Genomic DNA, 19,144 nt, shown 5'->3' with positions numbered 1-19,144 from the left:
ACTAAATAAAATGGTCTGGGCTTTCGTGATTTCAGCAAGAAATTTCAGATAATTCATTGACAAGTACAGTAGTCTGTTATATATTTTTAAACAAATAATATTTCTGTTATATAACAAAAAATCAGACGTAAAATAGGGAATGTGAAAGGAAGTTATGAGGATGACAGATTATCGAGAAGGTTATGAATTTTATCGTCAAGTATGTGAGGAGCATGGGCTAGAGCCTATTAATTTTCACTATTACATTTCAAGTTTATCCCAAGAGCAATTAGATGCCTACAACATGCAGGCGAAATCAATAGGGGGTTCAATAGAATATGAGGTCTCTTAACATATAAAATGCCTTACTTCCTATGTGGGACAGTAAGGCATTTTACTTTAACAAAAATTTTACAAGACACTCAAACATATTATATAAAACTTTTATATTTTGTATTAAAAAGATAAATAGCCTAAATAAACTATTTAATATAGTTCAAAAGTATTGAATAACAATATATTTAGACAATTACAAGGAGGTTATATCCACTAATTTTTGTCTATTTTATTAAAAACTATCAAATGCAGCTTTGAATGTTTTTGAGATTTGGGTTGAATTAACTGCTTTTCTAAGACTATAATATAATTACATAAAAAAGGGCGATATACCACAACTTTATACCTCGCTGTAAGATAAAGCAAAAGTACCAAACCCTTCATATTTTAATGAATGGAGAATGAAAATGATGAATATCACGCCTAGTAGTGTTAATCAAATGAACTACAGTCTAAAAGAATTACAAGATATCTTTTCCGCCATGAATAGTTCCATCATTGTAGCGATTACAGATCGTACCGGAAAAATTACTTTTGTTAATGATCATTTTTGTAAAATTTCGAAGTATACGCGTGAAGAATTAGTTGGTCAAGATCACCGTTTACTAAATTCAGGCTTTCATCCCAAATCTTTCTTTAGAGAGATGTGGAAAACAATCGGTAATGGCGATATGTGGAATGGCGAGGTGTGCAATCGTGCAAAGGATGGCAGTTTATATTGGGTGAAAACAACGATTTTTCCGTTCCTAGATGAACGAGGAAAGCCTTATCAATATATTGCCATTCGCGTAGATATTACAGCGCAAAAGGACATTAAAAAAATTACTCATATTGCCTATCACGATGAACTAACAGGGCTACCAAATCGTCGCAAATTAGAACAGCGTTTAGAAAATGAATTTCATCAATCTCGACGTACAGGAGAGAAGTTTGCGTTATTTTTCATTGATGTGAATCGTTTCAAACACATTAACGACGGACTTGGTCATATTATTGGCGATATGTTTTTAGTGGAAATGTCCAATCGTCTGCGCAATATTGATCATACTTCGAATTCTTTTTATCGCCACAATAGCGATGAATTTGTCATGATTCTAAATGATGTCAATCGCATTGAGGAAATGGCTAAGGAAATTATTGGCGTCTTCAATGAAAGCTTTATTGTCGATACCTATGAATTTTATGCGAGTATTAGTATCGGCATCAGTGTATTCCCAGATCATGCAAACTCTGTGGAAGAATTATTGAAAAATGCGGATATTGCTATGTATGCTGCAAAATCTACACGAGGTAATCAATATCGACTATATCGTGATAATATGGACGAGGCCAATGATAAATGGCTTTTGCTGGAAACGAAATTACATCAAGCATTAAAGCAAGATCGTCTAAAATTACATTATCAGCCTAAGATCGACTTAAAAACGGATTCTGTTATTGGTATGGAGGCATTGCTACGCTGGTATGACCCTGAATTAGGTCATATTCCGCCAGATCGTTTTATTCCATTTGCAGAGGATTGTGGATTAATTAATGATATTGGTGTATGGGTTTTACGTAAAGCCTGTGCTCAAGCTCGTCAATGGAATGAATTACATGATTTATCATTGCGGGTAGCTGTAAATATTTCACCAATTCATATTAGTACAGGTGGCTTTGTAGATATGGTGCGTAGTGTCATTGCAGAAACAGGCATTGACCCTAATTTATTAGAAATTGAAATTACCGAGATGAGTATGCTTGATTATACGGAAGATTTAATTGATACTATCAAGCAATTACGAGAACTAGGTATAACTATTTCATTAGATGATTTTGGGACAGGCTATTCATCGTTAAATTATTTAAAAAAATTCCCAGTGGATGTACTTAAAATTGATCGTGCCTTTGTCCGTGATATAGTACCTGAGAAGTCTGGAATCGCTATGATTTCAGCCATGATTTCATTAGCACATGCCTTAAATCTCCAAGTAGTAGCTGAAGGTGTAGAGGAGGAAGCTGAATTAAATGTTCTGCGTGAGCATGGATGTGAGTATGTGCAGGGCTATTATTTTAGTAAGCCTTTATCTGTAGAAGATTTTACGAATCTCATTGTTAATACTGTCACAAATAAATCCAGTTATTAATTGCTATTCCTGAATGATTTTGCTAAAGTGGGATAAAGTAAAACTGTTAACCTGATAAACCATTTGATGATGTGGCCAAGTAAGTAAGAATTGTGAAACAGAAAATATAGCACCTGCTGAGAGCTATATCACCGCTTCTTGACTGAACACCTACCACGGAGATGTTATGCAAACATAACCGAGTCGTTTTCGTTACCAAACGTGAGAGGGCTTTATAATCTACGTAAAGCTAAATCAAGGTGGTACCACGTCATTCCAGCACAAAGACGTCCTTATTCAGAGGACAGCTTTGTGCTTTTTTCTTGCTTCAGCTAAATCTTTATACGGGTTGAACAAGTATTCATTTAACAAAATTGGAGGAGAACACATGTCAAAACAACTAGAAGATTTTTCGAAATGGTATATCGAGACCATCCAAAAAGCCGATTTAATGGATTATACACCTGTTCGAGGCTGTATCGCCTTTAAGCCAGACGGCTATGAAATTTGGGAGCATATTCAGGAGGAAATGGATCGTCGCTTTAAAGAGACAGGACATCGTAATGCCTATTTCCCAATGCTTATCCCTGAATCCTTCTTTCAAAAGGAAAAGGATCATATCGAAGGTTTCTCACCTGAGCTTCCTTGGGTAACCGAGGCAGCAGGGGAACAATTAGAAGAACGGCTAGCCCTTCGTCCAACATCTGAGACGATGATTGGTCATCTTTACTCTAATTGGATTAAAAGCTACCGTGACCTACCAGTGCTAATCAACCAATGGGCAAATGTCTTCCGTTGGGAAAAGAAAACACTGCCTTTTATCCGGACATCAGAATTTTTATGGCAAGAAGGGCATACAGCGCACGTGGATGAAGCAGATGCTCGGCAGGAAACAATGCAAATGCTAGACATTTATAAAGAAGTAGTAGAACAGGTGCTAGCAATTCCTGTCTATGATGGACAAAAAACACCTTCTGAACGTTTCGCAGGTGCTGTCGATACGTATTCTATTGAGGCAATGATGAAAAATGGCAAGGCTGTGCAAGCAGGAACATCCCATTATTTAGGAACAAAATTTGCTGAAGCCTTTAATATCAAGTATTTAAATAAAGCGAACCAGCACGAATACGTACACACAACATCTTGGGGTACATCTACACGCTTAATTGGTTCAGTTATTATGGTGCATGGTGATGAGCAGGGACTTGTTTTACCTCCACGCATCGCACCAACGCAAGTCGTTTTAATTCCAGTAGGACCATGGAAAAAGAACCCTCAAATCATGGAGCATTTAGATGAGATTTTTGCAGCCTTAAAAGCGAAGCGTATTCGAGTACGTTTGGATGATTCAGACCAATCGCCAGGCTATAAGTTCAATGAATGGGAGCTAAAGGGCGTGCCTGTGCGTGTTGAATTAGGGCCACGTGACCTAGAAAACAAGCAAGCTTTACTGAAAGCGCGTGATGAAGAAGAAAAACGAACTGTTGATTTAGCTACAATCATCACAGCTATTGAAGAAGAATTAACAACCATGCAAACGCGCTTATTAGAAAAAGCTCGTCAATTCCGTGAAGCAAATGCTCACACAACAATTGACACACTCTCACAATTACAACAGCACATTGACACAGCAAAAGAAAATGGCACAATCCCAGGCTGGGTGCTTGCTGGCTGGTGTGGCGAGGATGCATGTGAGGAAAAAGTGAAGGAAGAAACAAAATACACATCTCGCAATATTCCATTCAATCCACCAACAACGAAAACCACATGTATTGGCTGTGGAAATGAAGCAAAACATACAGTTTGGTTTGCACAAGCATATTAATTAACAAAGCATGAACAGAACGCCCGAACAATTATGAAGCACACTAGGTTGTTTTATAATTTAGTTCGGGCTTTTGATGTTCTGCTAAAAAGACTTTATTTCCATTTAGATAGTCAAAATTCTCACTCTTGTTTCTCCATGGCTCCTCCAGATAACCTCCAAATAGGCATTGATCCAACGAGCTGTCTTAATCACTCATAATGGTGTTCCACCTTAGCATCTATCGCCAAGTTCTCATCATGATTGTGATAAAATAAAGGGACGTTTGCTTCTGAAAAATCCTAAAGAAATGGGGATATGAATGACAGTATTACAAGAAGTATTTGATCACTACCTTAATATCAAATTTAATAAGGGTTTACCAGCTGTTCAAATGAAGGACTTCGAATATGTTTTATTAGAAGATACTAGCGCAGAGCTCTTTTTTATTGATCACGAACAGGGGACATTTTTGGAATGGGCAGAGGCATTTCAACCACAAAATCCACATTATGTGCAAAAGCCAGACTGGCAGCCTATGCTTACATCTTGTTTCAAGCAGCTAGATGTTTATGATGAGCAAGTTTGCTATTATTTGCTCTACACAATAAATGCAACGACTAGAATAATTCCACGGAACCCGTATAACAAAATGAATGATTTTATGAAAAACTATTGCTTCTTTCAACTTGCTCAATTAGAGCATGTCACGATACTCAGCAAAGAGCAGAAACAACAGTTAAAGGACTTTTTATTCTTTTTCTATCTGTATAGCCATCCAGTGAACGAGGAAACACTTTATGCTTTTTCGTTCAAAGAAGGAACTTTAATTCATGCTAAAACGAATATCAATATGGAGCAATATTTTTCTCATTATCATGATTATATTTGTCAGCATAAGCATGACAGAACATTATTAACACCACATGAGATAAATGCTTGCAAGAAGCTGACAATCGAACTTTTGAGAAGCATCGAAGGAAAATCAAAAAGACTCGTTATGCCTTTTGAAGATGGCATAGAGTACCTACATCTAATTAATAATGTAGATGATTTTTTACATATGTTTAATCAAAATAATAAGGCATTCTATCAATTGCTTCATAGCTTTCTATGCGATCATCAATCGAATCCTTATCATGAGCATTGCTTTAGTATGCTATTACAGAATTATGTCACTTATATTTTGACTTTTCACTTTGATGACCTTATTCAGTTAATAGCGTATTTCCATGACTTACCATCAATAGGTAGAATGATTATCAATAAAATTTTTGTCGATACCATCTTTATGCAAAAGATATTAAAAGAGGCTAATATTAACATTCATCATTATCCAACGATTATAGAGTTTTTTGACGAGGATGCTAGAAGCATATATCTTGATGAACAGTAAAAGGAGACAAGGAAATGACCAACACAACAGGCTGGAAAATGAATGCACAAAATCGCACATTTATTGCTTCATTTAGTGGTGGCAAGGATAGTGTTTTAGCTTTATATAAAGCATCACAGGTGGGCCAAGCAATGGGGCTCATAGTGATGCTAGAGGAAGAAGGGAAACGTTCAAGGTCCCACGGGATGCCACCTGCGCTTATCCAGGCACAAGCTGACTCTATTGGGCTGCCAGTCTATACGGCTGCAGCAAGCTGGGCGGATTATGAAGAAGTATTTGTAGGTTTATTAGTAAATGCAAAGCAGCAGGGAGCTGAAGTATTAGTAACAGGAGACTTAGATATGCCTGCACATGGTTGCTGGCACGATAAAGTCACTAAAAAGGTAGGTTTAAAGCTAGGCATGCCATTGTGGGAGATGAACCATCGTGAGGCTGTCGATGAATTTATTCACTTAGGATTTATTACAATGATTGTCACGGTCAACCTATCCTTGGGCATGACGGAGGACGATTTAGGGCGAGTGCTTACCCCTGAATATGTAAAGGAGCTTGAAGCCCGTAGCATTGACCCATGCGGAGAAGGCGGCGAATTCCATACGACCGTCATTGATGGCCCTCTATTCAAGCAGTCAATTGCGGTGCGTAAAGGTTCCGTTATAAGAGATGGAGACTACGCCTTTTTACCCTTAGAGCTAGCATAAATTCACATCAGAAAACCTTTATTGGAATGCGCAATTCATGTCAATAAGGGTTTTTCTTTTAAGGCATATTGTTATTTTTTTCATCTGTAATAAAATTATTACAGATGAAAAATACATTAAAAGGTGATTTGATGAATTATTAACGGTTTTTGGATTTTTGTCAAATGCTTATCGATTAAATATTATTTTGCTATTCTTCATCAAGAAAAACAATATGTTAGCCAACTTGCGAGAGAATAGGGATAAGTAGACTGTTACTTTATCTACATTTACAGAAGTTAGAGGAAGCCCAATCAATGGCTATCACCAAATTTCTGATAGTGGCAAAGCGATGAAGTACTATACACTAAATCCTTTCAGACTGACGATAAATTCAGATTTCATCACTGAAGTTGCTAACGATATACCCGATAAAAACAGAAAGGAGTAAGCTTTGAAAATCATTAATTTATGAAAGGAGTCTTATCATATGTCATCAACATCACTTTCCATATTTTCAGCGTTCTTTGGTTTACTTCCACTTCTAGTACTTGTTTTTATTTTTGTATTTGTTATCAGTGTCTTTCGACGAGTGGAACGCCTTGCAGAGGAACGCCTAAAAATAGAGAAAGAAACAGCTCAATTGCAACAGCAGCAGATTCAAGAAATAAATAAACGTTTAACAACTATTGAAAATATATTGAAACAAGTTGATTAGGAGTAATACATTTCAACTATTTCGAGGTAAAAGGCATATGGTTTCATTCAACAATGGTTCATATCCCTGAACATTGCTATAAAATATTATTTGTCTTTCGCTACGAACGTGGAATATCTGTAATAAATGAATAATTACCCGAAAGTACATAGGCTCCTCCTCTGTACTTTTTTGTATTTTAGCTAGTTTTCCTTGTAGGTATAGAACTCCTACCACTTTGACCAAAATAGTATTTGACTGGACACTATTTGGTGTCATATAATTAAGACACCAATCAGTGTCCTATTAGAAAGGGTGGTGGTTTTGAATAACAATCATCAAGAGCGTGACGTTTATGTAGCCATTGCTGACCCAACAAGACGAAAGTTGATCCGTTTATTGGCAGAGGTAGATGAGTTACCGCTTCACGAATTAACCGCTCAATTTGATATGGGGCGTACTGCTGTCTCGAAACATTTAGCCATTCTAAAAGATGCAGGCCTTGTTCTTGCACGCAAGGAAGGTAGGGAGACGAGATATCGATTGAATGCAGCTCCATTGAAAGAAATACAAGATTGGGTATCGTTTTATGAAGGTTTTTGGAAAGAAAGAATCGCGCAATTACATCTATTATTGGAGGAAAAAAAATGAAACCAGATGTATCATTAGATTTTAAATTTACAAGTTCCATCGAACAAGTATGGCATGCTTTAACAGACTCAGATACACTAGCAAAATGGATCTGGAACAATGACTTCCAACCAATTGTAGGACATACATTCCAATTCCGTGCTGAACCAAATGAATGGTGGGACGGTATTGTAGACTGTGAGGTACTGGAAGTGGAAGAGCCTCACAAATTATCTTATACTTGGACAAGTGCTGGCGAAACAACAACAGTTACATGGACATTAACACAGGTAGCAGATGGTACGACACAGCTTCATCTTGATCAAGGTGGCTTCAGCGAAGAAACAAAGGCACGTCAAGGTGCAATCGAGGGAGCAAAATATGCTTGGACAAATATGAGTGCACAGCTTGAAAAAGTATTAGCGTAGTATAAATTAAATAACAGCAAGAAGAGCGCAATTCCGTAGCAAGAATTGTGTTCTTTCATGTTCAGTCCCATCTTTTAATTTTCTTAAATGGAAGGATAACTAAATGAAAATTAATGAACTAATTGCCAATAATATTAACCGTCTAGATGTCGTTTTATCCGACGATCAATCTTTAGCCATAGCAGGTTTGTCTGGTTCAGGGAAGACGACATTTTGTCAAACGATTGGAGAAGAATCCAAAAAACGTCTTGTTTCTTTATTGCCAAAGGCTGAATATCAATATTTGTTTCCAAACATTATGGAAACGAACTTCAGTGCCATCAAAATGGAGGACATGCCCCTTGTACTTTTTCTAGGAAAATCCTCAATCTCTAGCAATCCACGTTCCACAATTGGTACACATACAGGTGTTTTTAAAGAAATTCGTAATCGATTGGCAGATGAGTTTCAGCTATCGCCAGAGATGTTTTCCTTTAACAATGCGTTAGGCTGGTGTCCTGCATGTAAGGGGCGAGGCACGACAAAAAATGTAGAATGTAAAAAATGTTTGGGTAAGCGCTATAGTCCAGAAGTGGAGCAGTATAAAATCACTTTATGGAATGAACTCTATAGTATTTCTGATATTCATCATTTAAGTATAGAGGCCATCTATTCCTTATCAAAAGAATTAAATATCAGTGAAGAAAAACAGCATATTCTGCATAATATTATGCAAATGAATATTGGCTACTTAACCTTAAATCGTATTATGGGGACTTTATCAGGTGGAGAATTAACAAGGCTGTACTTAGCAGAATTCATGGCAACAAGCGAAAACACCGTGATTATTGTTGATGAAATTTCTGTGGGTCTGGACCATAACACCTTACTAAAAATTTTAGAGCAAATACAACAGCTAGGCGCTAAAAACCAAATTTGGTTGATTGATCATTCTGATACTGTGTTAGACACGGGAGACGAGCATCTATTCTTTGGACCAGGTAGTGGAAAATACGGAGGAAAAATCGTTGAAGAATCTCCACGACCAAAGCCTATCTTTTGGGAACGAAATCCAGCAGCACCAACATCCTATTATCAATTCCGAGATTTATATTGCCGTAATATCCAAATGGATGCAATAGACATTCCACAAAATCGACTTGTTACCTTTACAGGAGAGTCTGGTTGTGGGAAATCAACGCTTGTTAATGAGTGTATTGCTAAAGATTTTATCAAACGCTATCCAAAGGACAAACTCGTGATGGTTGGGCAAGATCGTAACCAATCCATTACGAGTCGTTCCACTGTCGCGACATTCCTTGATATTAAAAAGAAACTAACAAAATATAGTGAGGACATTGATGATATTTTCCAGCGCTCGATTGAAGATATAATCAACGAACTACCTAATGAGGATATCGCACATAAACGCTTAAGCTTATTGATTAAGCTTGGACTAGGCTACTTAACGCTTGAGAGAAAAACGCAATCTCTATCGACTGGTGAATTCCAATGTGTGCATTTAGTCTCAGAGTTATTTGCAAACGCTCGTAATCCCCATACATTATTTATTTTTGATGAGCCTTCTAAAGGACTATCTCAGAACATTTTAAACCAATTCATCGATAGTGTCAGGGACATCCTAGATGATGAATCTATCTCCATCATCATGATTGAGCATAATGCCTATATGCTGGAAAGCTCTGATTTTGTTGTTGACTTCGGTAAAAGACAGCAGGAGCCTGTAACACATCTAAATGTAGTTAGCCATGAAGATTATTTTAATCAGGATATTCATTCAATGGGTTCAACTCCATTACAAATCACATCTACACTCGCATTAAGGAAGGGCATTCAATACTTAGAAGACAACCATATTAGCTATTTCAAAAATGCGGAAAATATATATAAGGGTGGCATCTTAAAAAGCTTATCTTCCATGGCTCGTCTGATTTACGGTGAATATGAATCGAACAAAATTGCCCCAGTTGTTGCCATTGATTTAGAAAGACATTTATATAGCCAATATAGCTTCCTGTATGAAATAGGTGGCCTAATCAATCATATTGTGGCTGCTCATCCAACAAATAAGGATACGAGAAGCTTTGATTTTTATAGCCAAGAAAATCATTGCCCTAGCTGCTCTGGTCGATTGGAAATTGAAAAATTCGATTTTGATCTTGTGGTACAAGACAAAAACGTGCCATTTTGGGACGGCCTACTACATCCCGATATAATGGAGGTTTTAAAATACTATCAACATTCTAAATTAGAATTTCTCTTTGAGCAGATTAAAATAGAGCTGGGTCAGGACATTAGTAAAAGCTATCATGATATGACTGAGGAAGAAAAGCATACATTTTTATATGGTTATTGGGATAAGTCCTTTTATGATAAGGCAACGAAATCCTCGAAAAAATGGGAGGGCTTTAATTTTATCATTGGTCGTTATATCGTGATTTCAAAATCCATTATTAAAGAGCAAATGAAGGAAACAAGAGAAATGGTACCATGCCCAATTTGTCATGGGACTGTACTCAACCACCAAAAGAAATTACGATTTGGGGACACAGATATACGTGACTTAATTCGCCAACCGCTTGATGAAGTCATCAACATTGTAGGCAACTTACCACAACTAGAAAAAATCAAAGCCATCGTTGGCGGAGACATGTCACTGCTACAGGATGTTTCCTTATTGCCAAGGGAAACACAGGTATCCCTAAAAATGCTGGAATTAGAGCTAGCAAGCTTTGTCGGCTATGAAATCGTACTACAAAATGCTTTTCCTTTTTGGGCCAAAATCAAAGATAATCTAGAGCGCATCAGCCATAAAAATCAAGTGACCATCTGTGATTTTGCCAATATACAGGAGACAAGAGAAACCATCATCGATCAATATTTTACGAATGGTAAATATAAAAAACTAACATATGTATATGAAGCATTTGGCTACAAGAAAATCGTTACCCAAATCAATAAAGTCAAAGCCAGTCATTCCTGTCCATTCTGTAAAGGGAAAAAGGTGCTCTCTGAAGATGGACTGCATGATGGAGTCCATAAATTAACCGTGCCCTGTGTAAGCTGTGGCGCAAGTGGCATTAATGAGGAGGGACGCCAGCAAATCGTTGATGGCATTGATGTGGAAACATGGCTAACTGGTACTGTAAGCGATGTTGTTACAGAGGGCTCCCATCTTGAGGCCGTTGCCAATATTCCTATTTTTAATCGTATACGCGAATTGAATAAGCAGGAAATGATGGCCGTCTATCAGTTCCTCCAATCAAATCACTAAATCATCAAACCCATATGCTTCGGCATATGGGTTTCTTTCGTTGGACTAGAATTACTCACTCATTTTTCCACAAAAATTCATAATTCGTGTCATCTTTGATTACTATAAAGATAACAGTAATGGTAGTAAAAGGGAGGACATGGTTTGGTAAAAAAAGTGCTGTTATTCGGGGATATTGGCATTGATGATACGGTGGCATTGATCTATGCACGGCTTAATCAAGAAATAGAAATTGTGGGACTCGTTGCAGATTATGGCAATGTATCGCGAGAGGATGCGGTATCCAATATTTATTATGTCATGAAATTGTTCGACTTTCCTCAAGGAATTCCTGTGATTTTAGGAGCAGAAGTACCCTTAACAGGAGAGCAGCCGACCTATTACCCAGAAATTCATGGTGAACGAGGTCTTGGACCCATCATCCCAAAAGATGATCACGAATTAAAAATCGAGAACTTTTTTGAAATCGTCAACATTATTGAAAGGTATAAGCATGATGAGCTAATTATTGTCAATATTGGGCGATTAACCTCACTAGCCACGATGTTTATCCTTTATAAAGAGCTTATGAAAAATATCAAGGAATTTTATATTATGGGTGGAGCATTCTGGGTCCCAGGTAATGTAACAACAGTGGCTGAAGCGAATTTCCATGGTGATCCCTTTGCCGTTCAGATTGTGCTTACCTATGCAACGAATGTGACAATCATCCCTTTAAATGCGACCCAAAAGGCTATTGTCACACCTGGGATGGTGGACTATATTGACTCCTTTGGCAAAACAAAAATTCTAAAGCCCTTAATGGAATACTATACACGTTTTTACAAAGAACGGGACCCCTCACTTCTAGGAAGTCCCGTGCATGATGCGTTAACACTAATGGCCGTTATTTATCCTGACATGTTTATTTATGAGTCCTATCCTGTAACCGTTGTCGACAAGTTAGAAGGACCTGCAAGGGGGCAAAGTATTGCCGAGACAAGACCTTATGAAAATAATAATGGCGAAAAAAAGCATCGTATTGCCTTTGATATTCATTATGAACATTTTTTCCAAAACTTTTTATCGGTTATGACAGGGCAACCATTTCACTAGTTATTCAAAAACACCATCCCTTAAAATTGTAAAATCAACATGGACATTTACCTTCATGTCTTTATATAGTTTCTGCCATTTTTCCTTTGTTAGCTTAGAATGTCTTACTTCGCTTCGATATTTCTCACCAAAGCCAAAAATATCAGACTCAACTTCCTGACTATGAGCAATCACTCTACGTATTTCCTTTGATAATTTTTTCTCGATTGCTTTTTCCAGTGTCGCCACACTTTTTGGATCCCCTTGATTGATATCAGGGTACACCTCTAATACTCTTGATTTGATTTTGACGTTCAGGTCAAATGTTGGTGTATCCGCATCAACTAACTTCATTTCTCGATTGGAATGGATTGCATCAAAGGCTACCGTTATTTTATTGGCAGGCTTTTGAAGAATCTCGGAAGGTACATCTTCATTTTCCAGAACGGTTTCATATAAACCTACTTTAAAGGTATCTCTAACAATCTTTACGTAAAAGCTATCTTTAGCTGGAAGGGTACTGACCATTTTGCTACCTTTAAAGAGAGCTACACCACTTAATTCAACCAGCTCGTCATCTCTTTTAATAATAGGCATGGCGAAATCTTTCCCAGATGAATAGAAATCATGGGCAATTTGATGAAGTGTAGAGGAAATCATATATTCCTGCTTGACATTTTGTTCAATTAACCTAAAAATATGCTGCCCAATATCCTCAATATTTTGATATTCGTATTTCAGTAATGTTTCTGTTTCACCTTCCACAATAGCCATAAAGATTCCATTGCTGACACTAGCATTTTCTAGGTTTGTATCAATATAATAGCGAAGGTCTTTTTTTGCCAATTCCTCTCCAAATAGGATGACTCTCATTTGACCAACCATGATTTTTTTCGAAAGCTTACGATTGGCTTCCATCCGATTTCCTTTACTCGTATCGTTTTCTGTAGACAGAACTTCCACATTGCTTTGAAATTCGGGATTTACTTCACGAATAACAGCTGTTGTCTTTATTTTATCCTCTGTTCCTACATCATAGCCGACTAAAGTAGTTAATCCAACTTTATCCAAAATATTGGTTTGTGCACATCCATATAAAAAAACAAAGGATAGAAGAATCATCCATCTTACTCTAAGTTTATTCATTCTTTTTCACCTTCTTTGATGTGAAGTTCTTCTTTAGTCGTGCTATTGGCCAAAGTAAAATAGGGTAGACAAAGATTACGTAAAAGGCAATTTGTCCAAACACCGTGTTAATTGTATTAATCTGTGTACGTGTTTGAACCAATATTGTTCCAATTAAAATGATGAATGAAAAGAGCCAAACAAACTTTTTTTCACTTATCGGGAATAAACGAATTGCTCCGCGGTACGCAGCCCATAAGTATAGACATAGATTCGGTAAAATGATTAGCATCCAAAAACAAACCGCCACAAATTCAAAGCGTTCCATAAAGGGGAAGCTAATAAAACTAAATAATGTCAAGGTTGCCCATATCGTTTTCAATAGCTTGCCCTCACTATAATAAGCAATGGACACCAGCATCACGGCTAAATAAATGATGGTTGTAGCTAATAGTCCTAAATGAACAGGTTTTCTGATTTTTTTCTTGTCTTTTACAAAGGGGTAAATCACGTTTAGAATTTCAAAGCCGATTATGGTAAAGGTCATTGATTGTGCCCCTTTTAAAATGGAGCGAATATCATTTTCTAAAATAGGGAGAAGACTATCTACTGAAGCGTATTCCATCGGAAATACTAACATTGGAAGAATCCATAAGGAGAGAATGATACTAAAAAAAGACACGCCTACAATGACACGAAGCCCTCCTGTAAAGGCATAGATAATAATCATTAATAAAGTTGCTGACAGGAACCAGGTCTCAATGCTAGGAAAAATCCATGCTTGTATCACTTCAATATAATTTCGTAAAACTGAAAAGAACGCTACGGAGCAATAGATGACATAAATTGCATTTAAAAAATTGCCAATCCATTTACCAAAAATATCAATTTGAATTCCGTAAAGATCATCAGAGCTATAAATTTCTAACGTTTTAATCATACAAAATGTAACAAGATGTGTGGCAATCCCAGCCAGTAGAACAGAAATCCATGCATCCTGTCTAGCATCTTGATAGATAATGCGTTGAAATCCCTGTATACCTACCCCAATTTGAGCACCGTGTACCACAAAAAAAAGCAAATAAGCATTAATCATATCTTTAGGGCTAAGTTGTATAGGTTTTGCCATTTATTTCACCTTCAGTTCAACTTTTATCAGGTTTCACTGGCTCTGGGACAAATTTATGTTCATCCTTTGGTCTTGTCAAAGCAGGTCTTTTTGATGTTAATGGGACAGGCATTCTAATAATACTATCCCGCATTTCCTTCAACCTCGGTGGATAGAAGGGAGACATATACGGAGCACCCAAGCTTGACTGACGTAACAAATGAATCAGAATAAAACAAAAAGCCAACATGATACCATAAAAACCCCAAAATCCTGCAAGTATAATAATAGGGAAGCGAATAAGACGAATCACATTGCCCATCATATAACTTGGCGACGTAAAAGAGGCTAGGGCACTTAACGCAATGATAATCAGCAATATATTACTGGTAATCCCTGCCTGTACAGCTGCTGTTCCAATCACGATACCACCAACAATACCGATTGTTTGTCCAATTTTAGTTGGTAATCTGGCTCCTGCTTCTCTCAGTAGTTCAATAATAAATTCCAGCAGCAAAGCCTCAAATATGGGCGGGAAAGGAACTAAAGCCCTTGATTCACTTAATGGTACGAGAAAGGCTTGTGGAATCACTTCATAATGAAAGGTAAGAGCTGCCACATAAAATGGTGTTAAATAAACAGATAAAAAGAAGGCAGCCAGTCGTAATAAACGAAGAAAAGTAGCAATTTGCCATCTTAAATTTTGATCTTCTTGACTTTGAAAAAACTCAGTAAATCCTTGAGGGGAAACGATAGCCATTGAACTACCATCTACGAGAACCCCAATTTTCCCATCTAAAATCCCATCACAAAATCTGTCAGGTCTTTCCGTCAAAAGCATTTGTGGAAAGACAGATAGTGAATTATCATCAATCATTTCAGCTAATACGGCACTATCGATAAGCTCATCGATATAAAGATCTGTGATTCGTTGACGCATTGTTTGAACCATTTGTTCATTAGCAATGCCACGCATATATAAAAGAGAGACAGAGGTGCTTGTCCGTGTCCCAATTTTTACTTTTTCATTACAAAGATTAGGACTCACTATGTAGCGACGAATCAAGGAAATATTGGTAGATAGACTCTCATTAAATCCAACCTGTGTCCCAATTACCTGCGATTCATTTTCAGGCGCTGACAATGCTCTAGACTCTCTGCTAGCGATATTGGCTAAAATAGTCTGTGGGAAACCTTCTATGTGTATCACAACATGACCATTGACCATCAATTCTACGGTTTCCCTTAGTAGACTGGATTGACTGACTTCTGCAATAGAAAGGGCCATCTCAATTGCCTCGGGTGTATCGTGAGGCTTGCTCTGTAAATTAGCAATAATATCATTATTTAAAGTCTGATCATCGATCAAATTATCGATGTAAATAAGGGTGACGTTTGGTGGAAGAGATTTAATGATTAAATCGGCTGGATGATTCGTCGCATTTTTAATCGATTGAATAAAATGATCTGTGGCATGTGCAACTCTCACAAGATTTTCTTTAGGTGCCTCTTGAACTGGTTGTTGTTTGTTGAAAGGTAGTTTAAATTTCATAGTAAATGGTAGGCTCCCTTCATTGCTAACTTCGTTTATAGAATAGGCTTTAAAGGGGCATTCTATACTTATTTTAGTTATTTTCATCATGTAGACATATCTAACAAATAACGGTAATATAATAGTAATCTTAAAAACAGAAGGGAGATTAGCTTTTTTATGCTAAAACTAATTATCGCAAATTAAATTCCATGAATTTAATAAAGGGGTTATTCTATAATTTTTTTAAAAATTATAGGGTCTATTTAGTAATGCCCTTTTGCGATAAAAGAGAAGCATAATGATGTCTAATCCACAGTTATATTTTATATAACAAAGGACTCTATGAGCTTGTTCTCATAGGGTCTTTTTCTGTTTTTAGGAGGTGATGATTCCCACAAAAATTAGCGATTAAAACATAAAATAGGAGGGAATAGACGTGGCAAAATATGAATTAGTTAGTGATTATCGCCACAATGAAAAATTAAAGGCAAGTTTTAATGATTTAGCAATGAAAACTTTTGGTTTGGACTTTCGAGGCTGGTATAACAAAGGCTATTGGAATGACCAATATATTCCTTACTCATTTGTACAAGCAGGAAAAGTAATTGCGAATGCTTCTATTTATAAGATGTCGATTCACATAAATGGCGAGCGATTAAAGGGAATTCAGATCGGTACAGTGATGACGGATGAATATTATCGTCATCAAGGCTTGGCAAAGCAGTTGATGCTGCATATCATGAAAGAGTACGAAGGTGCCTGTGATTTCATGTATCTCTTTGCCAATGAAACAGTACTTGATTTTTATCCGAAGTTTGGCTTTACACGAATTCATGAAAGTGAATACAGCTTAGATCTTTTCACCAGACCTATTCAACCAAAGCAGACTAGCGTCCAACAGCTGACAATTGAGCAGGATCTAGCACTTCTTGAAGAGTATGCAAAAAATCGTTATATCCATTCTAGTATGATTGCTGTTGAGGAAAATGAAAGCTTATTAATGTTTTATTTTACGTTAGTTTTCCCTCATGCTATTTACTATTTAGAAGAATTTGACACAATAGTATTAATGGAGGAGGAGGAAGGGGTATTAAATATTTATGATATCATCTCTTTACAGGCAACCAATGCAGAGACTGTATTAGCAAGCATTATTAAGGATACAACAAAAAAAGTAGTATTCTATTTTACACCTGACTTTACAATCGAAGGTATGACAGCCAGCATCGCCACAAATGATGACGATGCCTTATTCATTCTCTCGAAAAAACCCTTCTTACAAGGGCACTTTATGTTTCCTTTAACATCCCATTGCTAGGTTGGGTTTCAGAAGGCTGTCTCGGAGCGTTGTGAATTAAAGAATGAGCGCGCTTTTGAATAAAATGTGAGCGACTCCTGTCCCCTTGTCCTTTACCAAAACAGACTTTTTTAATTGACACTATAAATATTGGGCAATTCTCTATAGAATGGTATATATAAAGAAATTTTACTAGGAGGAAAAAATGTATACAGTTGGAGTCATTGGCCCTAATTCATCTGTAGAGCGCATCATTCAATTAGGCAAAGAATACGAAATGACTATGAAGTTCGTCGCATTTCCCTATCATGATTTTCATGAAACCGTAAATATCGTAAAGGATAATCATCACGCTGTTGATGCATGGTTTTTTTCTGGCCAAATTTCGTATATGGTTGCGAAAAATACGTTACAATCAGGTGAAAACTTAGTTTATATTCAACATACTGAATCCGGCATTTATAAATGTCTATTGCATATGGGCTTTTATCAGGGAGAATTTTTGAACAAGGTAAGCATTGATGAAATCACGACTTCACACTTGGAGCAAGCCGTCAAACAGCTAGATTTTGCGCCTAAAGAAATCTATGTGAAAACCTTTGATGTAAATACCAGTACAAAAGAATTAATGGATTTTCATATCGACTTATGGAATCAACAAAAAACAGCAGGTGCTTTGACCTGCTTTGAAGCTGTTTATCGCGGGCTGAAAGAGGCAGGTGTCCCTGCTTATCACATTTCCACTACAGACATGGAAATCCGCCAAACATTACGAATACTGGAAGAAAAACTCAGAGCCTTCTATTTTAAGGATACACAGATCGGTGTGCAAATTATCGAAATCGAACATTTTGATAAAATCTCTGAAAAAGCGAAGAGCTCCTATCATTTACAGTATTTAGAATTAAAATTGAAGGAAACGTTATTGCGATTTTGTGAGCAACTAGATGGCTCCTTGTTAGAAAAAGGAAATGGTCGCTATATCATTTTTAGTTCGAGAGGAGCCATTGAACGTAAAATCAAGGATTTACAGGATACCATCTATCAGCTATCACATGAATCCCATACAACAGTCACTGTCGGAATTGGCTATGGGGTAACCGTTCATTCTGCGGAAATCAATGCACAGCGAGCCATCCAGCTCTCAAAGGAAAAATCGGAGCAACCAATCGTGATTGTCCAAGAAAATGGAACGATAACTGAATCGGCTGGTGAAGAAGATGAAGTGAGCTTTTCATACCGTATTAATGATGACATTTTATTAGAGAAATTAAAAAAAGCCAAAATTAGTTTAAAAAATTACAGTAAATTATACACGCTTATTAAAAAAATGAATTGGCAGGAATTCACCATTAAAGATTTAGCAGCACATCTCTATTGGGATGAAAGTAATGCTAGACGCATTTTAGCCAGTTTATGTGAGGTTGATCTCGTCGAATACACAGGGAAAGACGCACAAATATCCAGAGGACGACCAAGTAAAATTTATCGTTTGAAATAACCATCTAAGTGAGATGGTTATTTTTTTTTGTAAAAAAGTGTTGAAAAATTCAAACGATTAAAATAAAATCATTTTAAGGTAAACACCTTTTAATAACCTTTAATTAATGGTGCATGAAAAATGTGTGCAATGTTTCATCATCTAGAAAGGAGCACAATCTATATTAGTCACCTACA

Annotated in this window: 15 protein-coding genes; 12 read left to right on the top strand and 3 right to left on the bottom strand. The window is 36.8% G+C overall.

What is annotated here, in order from left to right:
* Nucleotides 1-160 precede the first annotated feature (160 nt).
* The 10 genes from NY607_RS18635 to NY607_RS18590 all read left to right on the top strand — a co-directional run bounded on the left by NY607_RS18635 (nt 161) and on the right by NY607_RS18590 (nt 12,424).
* On the top strand, nt 161-331 hold the full coding sequence (locus tag NY607_RS18635; protein WP_048392829.1) for a hypothetical protein: 171 nt from the start codon (nt 161-163) through the stop codon (nt 329-331).
* 391 nt (nt 332-722) lie between these two features.
* Nucleotides 723-2,441 carry a putative bifunctional diguanylate cyclase/phosphodiesterase gene (locus tag NY607_RS18630; protein WP_103118122.1) on the top strand — a complete coding sequence of 573 codons (1,719 nt, stop codon included), beginning with the start codon at nt 723-725 and terminating at the stop codon, nt 2,439-2,441.
* A 367-nt stretch (nt 2,442-2,808) separates the two neighbouring features.
* Nucleotides 2,809-4,245 (top strand): proline--tRNA ligase, encoded by a 1,437-nt coding sequence (proS, locus tag NY607_RS18625; RefSeq protein ID WP_259420138.1) that lies wholly within the window; start codon nt 2,809-2,811, stop codon nt 4,243-4,245.
* Between the two features lie 301 nt (nt 4,246-4,546).
* The gene (locus NY607_RS18620; protein WP_259420137.1) at nt 4,547-5,620 is read left to right on the top strand and encodes a hypothetical protein; all 1,074 of its coding nucleotides are present in this window, start codon (nt 4,547-4,549) and stop codon (nt 5,618-5,620) included.
* A 14-nt stretch (nt 5,621-5,634) separates the two neighbouring features.
* Complete coding sequence (locus NY607_RS18615; RefSeq protein WP_131520231.1) at nt 5,635-6,321, top strand: Dph6-related ATP pyrophosphatase; 687 nt, start codon at nt 5,635-5,637, stop codon at nt 6,319-6,321.
* A 469-nt stretch (nt 6,322-6,790) separates the two neighbouring features.
* Complete coding sequence (locus NY607_RS18610; protein ID WP_259420136.1) at nt 6,791-7,018, top strand: hypothetical protein; 228 nt, start codon at nt 6,791-6,793, stop codon at nt 7,016-7,018.
* A 303-nt stretch (nt 7,019-7,321) separates the two neighbouring features.
* Nucleotides 7,322-7,648, top strand: a complete 327-nt coding sequence (locus tag NY607_RS18605) for an ArsR/SmtB family transcription factor (protein ID WP_237900808.1) — start codon at nt 7,322-7,324, stop codon at nt 7,646-7,648.
* The gene (locus NY607_RS18600; RefSeq protein ID WP_259420135.1) at nt 7,645-8,055 is read left to right on the top strand and encodes an SRPBCC family protein; all 411 of its coding nucleotides are present in this window, start codon (nt 7,645-7,647) and stop codon (nt 8,053-8,055) included. The genes NY607_RS18605 and NY607_RS18600 overlap by 4 nt, the downstream gene beginning before the upstream one ends.
* Nucleotides 8,056-8,158: 103 nt before the next feature.
* Complete coding sequence (locus NY607_RS18595) at nt 8,159-11,329, top strand: ATP-binding cassette domain-containing protein (protein ID WP_259420134.1); 3,171 nt, start codon at nt 8,159-8,161, stop codon at nt 11,327-11,329.
* Between the two features lie 144 nt (nt 11,330-11,473).
* Nucleotides 11,474-12,424, top strand: coding sequence for a nucleoside hydrolase (locus NY607_RS18590; protein WP_237900814.1), 951 nt, complete (start codon nt 11,474-11,476; stop codon nt 12,422-12,424).
* Here NY607_RS18590 and NY607_RS18585 read toward each other — a convergent pair whose 3' ends face one another.
* Genes NY607_RS18585 through NY607_RS18575 form a run of 3 tightly spaced genes read right to left on the bottom strand, consistent with a single transcriptional unit; the run spans nt 12,425 to nt 16,188 of the window.
* Nucleotides 12,425-13,549, bottom strand: a complete 1,125-nt coding sequence (locus NY607_RS18585; protein ID WP_237900816.1) for a Ger(x)C family spore germination protein — start codon at nt 13,547-13,549, stop codon at nt 12,425-12,427.
* Nucleotides 13,542-14,657, bottom strand: a complete 1,116-nt coding sequence (locus tag NY607_RS18580) for a GerAB/ArcD/ProY family transporter (protein ID WP_237900818.1) — start codon at nt 14,655-14,657, stop codon at nt 13,542-13,544. Before NY607_RS18580 ends, NY607_RS18585 begins: the two co-directional genes overlap by 8 nt.
* Nucleotides 14,658-14,673: 16 nt before the next feature.
* Entirely contained in the window at nt 14,674-16,188 is a 1,515-nt protein-coding gene (locus NY607_RS18575) for a spore germination protein (protein ID WP_237900820.1), read from the bottom strand.
* Between the two features lie 418 nt (nt 16,189-16,606).
* On the opposite strand from NY607_RS18575, the gene NY607_RS18570 reads away from it, so the two are divergent.
* Both NY607_RS18570 and NY607_RS18565 read left to right on the top strand, forming a co-directional pair.
* Complete coding sequence (locus NY607_RS18570; RefSeq protein WP_237900822.1) at nt 16,607-17,488, top strand: GNAT family N-acetyltransferase; 882 nt, start codon at nt 16,607-16,609, stop codon at nt 17,486-17,488.
* A gap of 184 nt (nt 17,489-17,672) precedes the next feature.
* A complete protein-coding gene (locus NY607_RS18565) occupies nt 17,673-18,968 on the top strand; it encodes a helix-turn-helix domain-containing protein (RefSeq protein ID WP_237900824.1) in 1,296 nt (431 codons plus the stop codon).
* Nucleotides 18,969-19,144 lie beyond the last annotated feature (176 nt).

The sequence above is a fragment of the Lysinibacillus sp. A4 genome (assembly GCF_024919535.1).
In the GTDB taxonomy this organism is placed as follows: Bacteria; Bacillota; Bacilli; order Bacillales_A; family Planococcaceae; genus Lysinibacillus; species Lysinibacillus capsici.
This window is presented reverse-complemented; position numbering and strand designations above follow the sequence as displayed.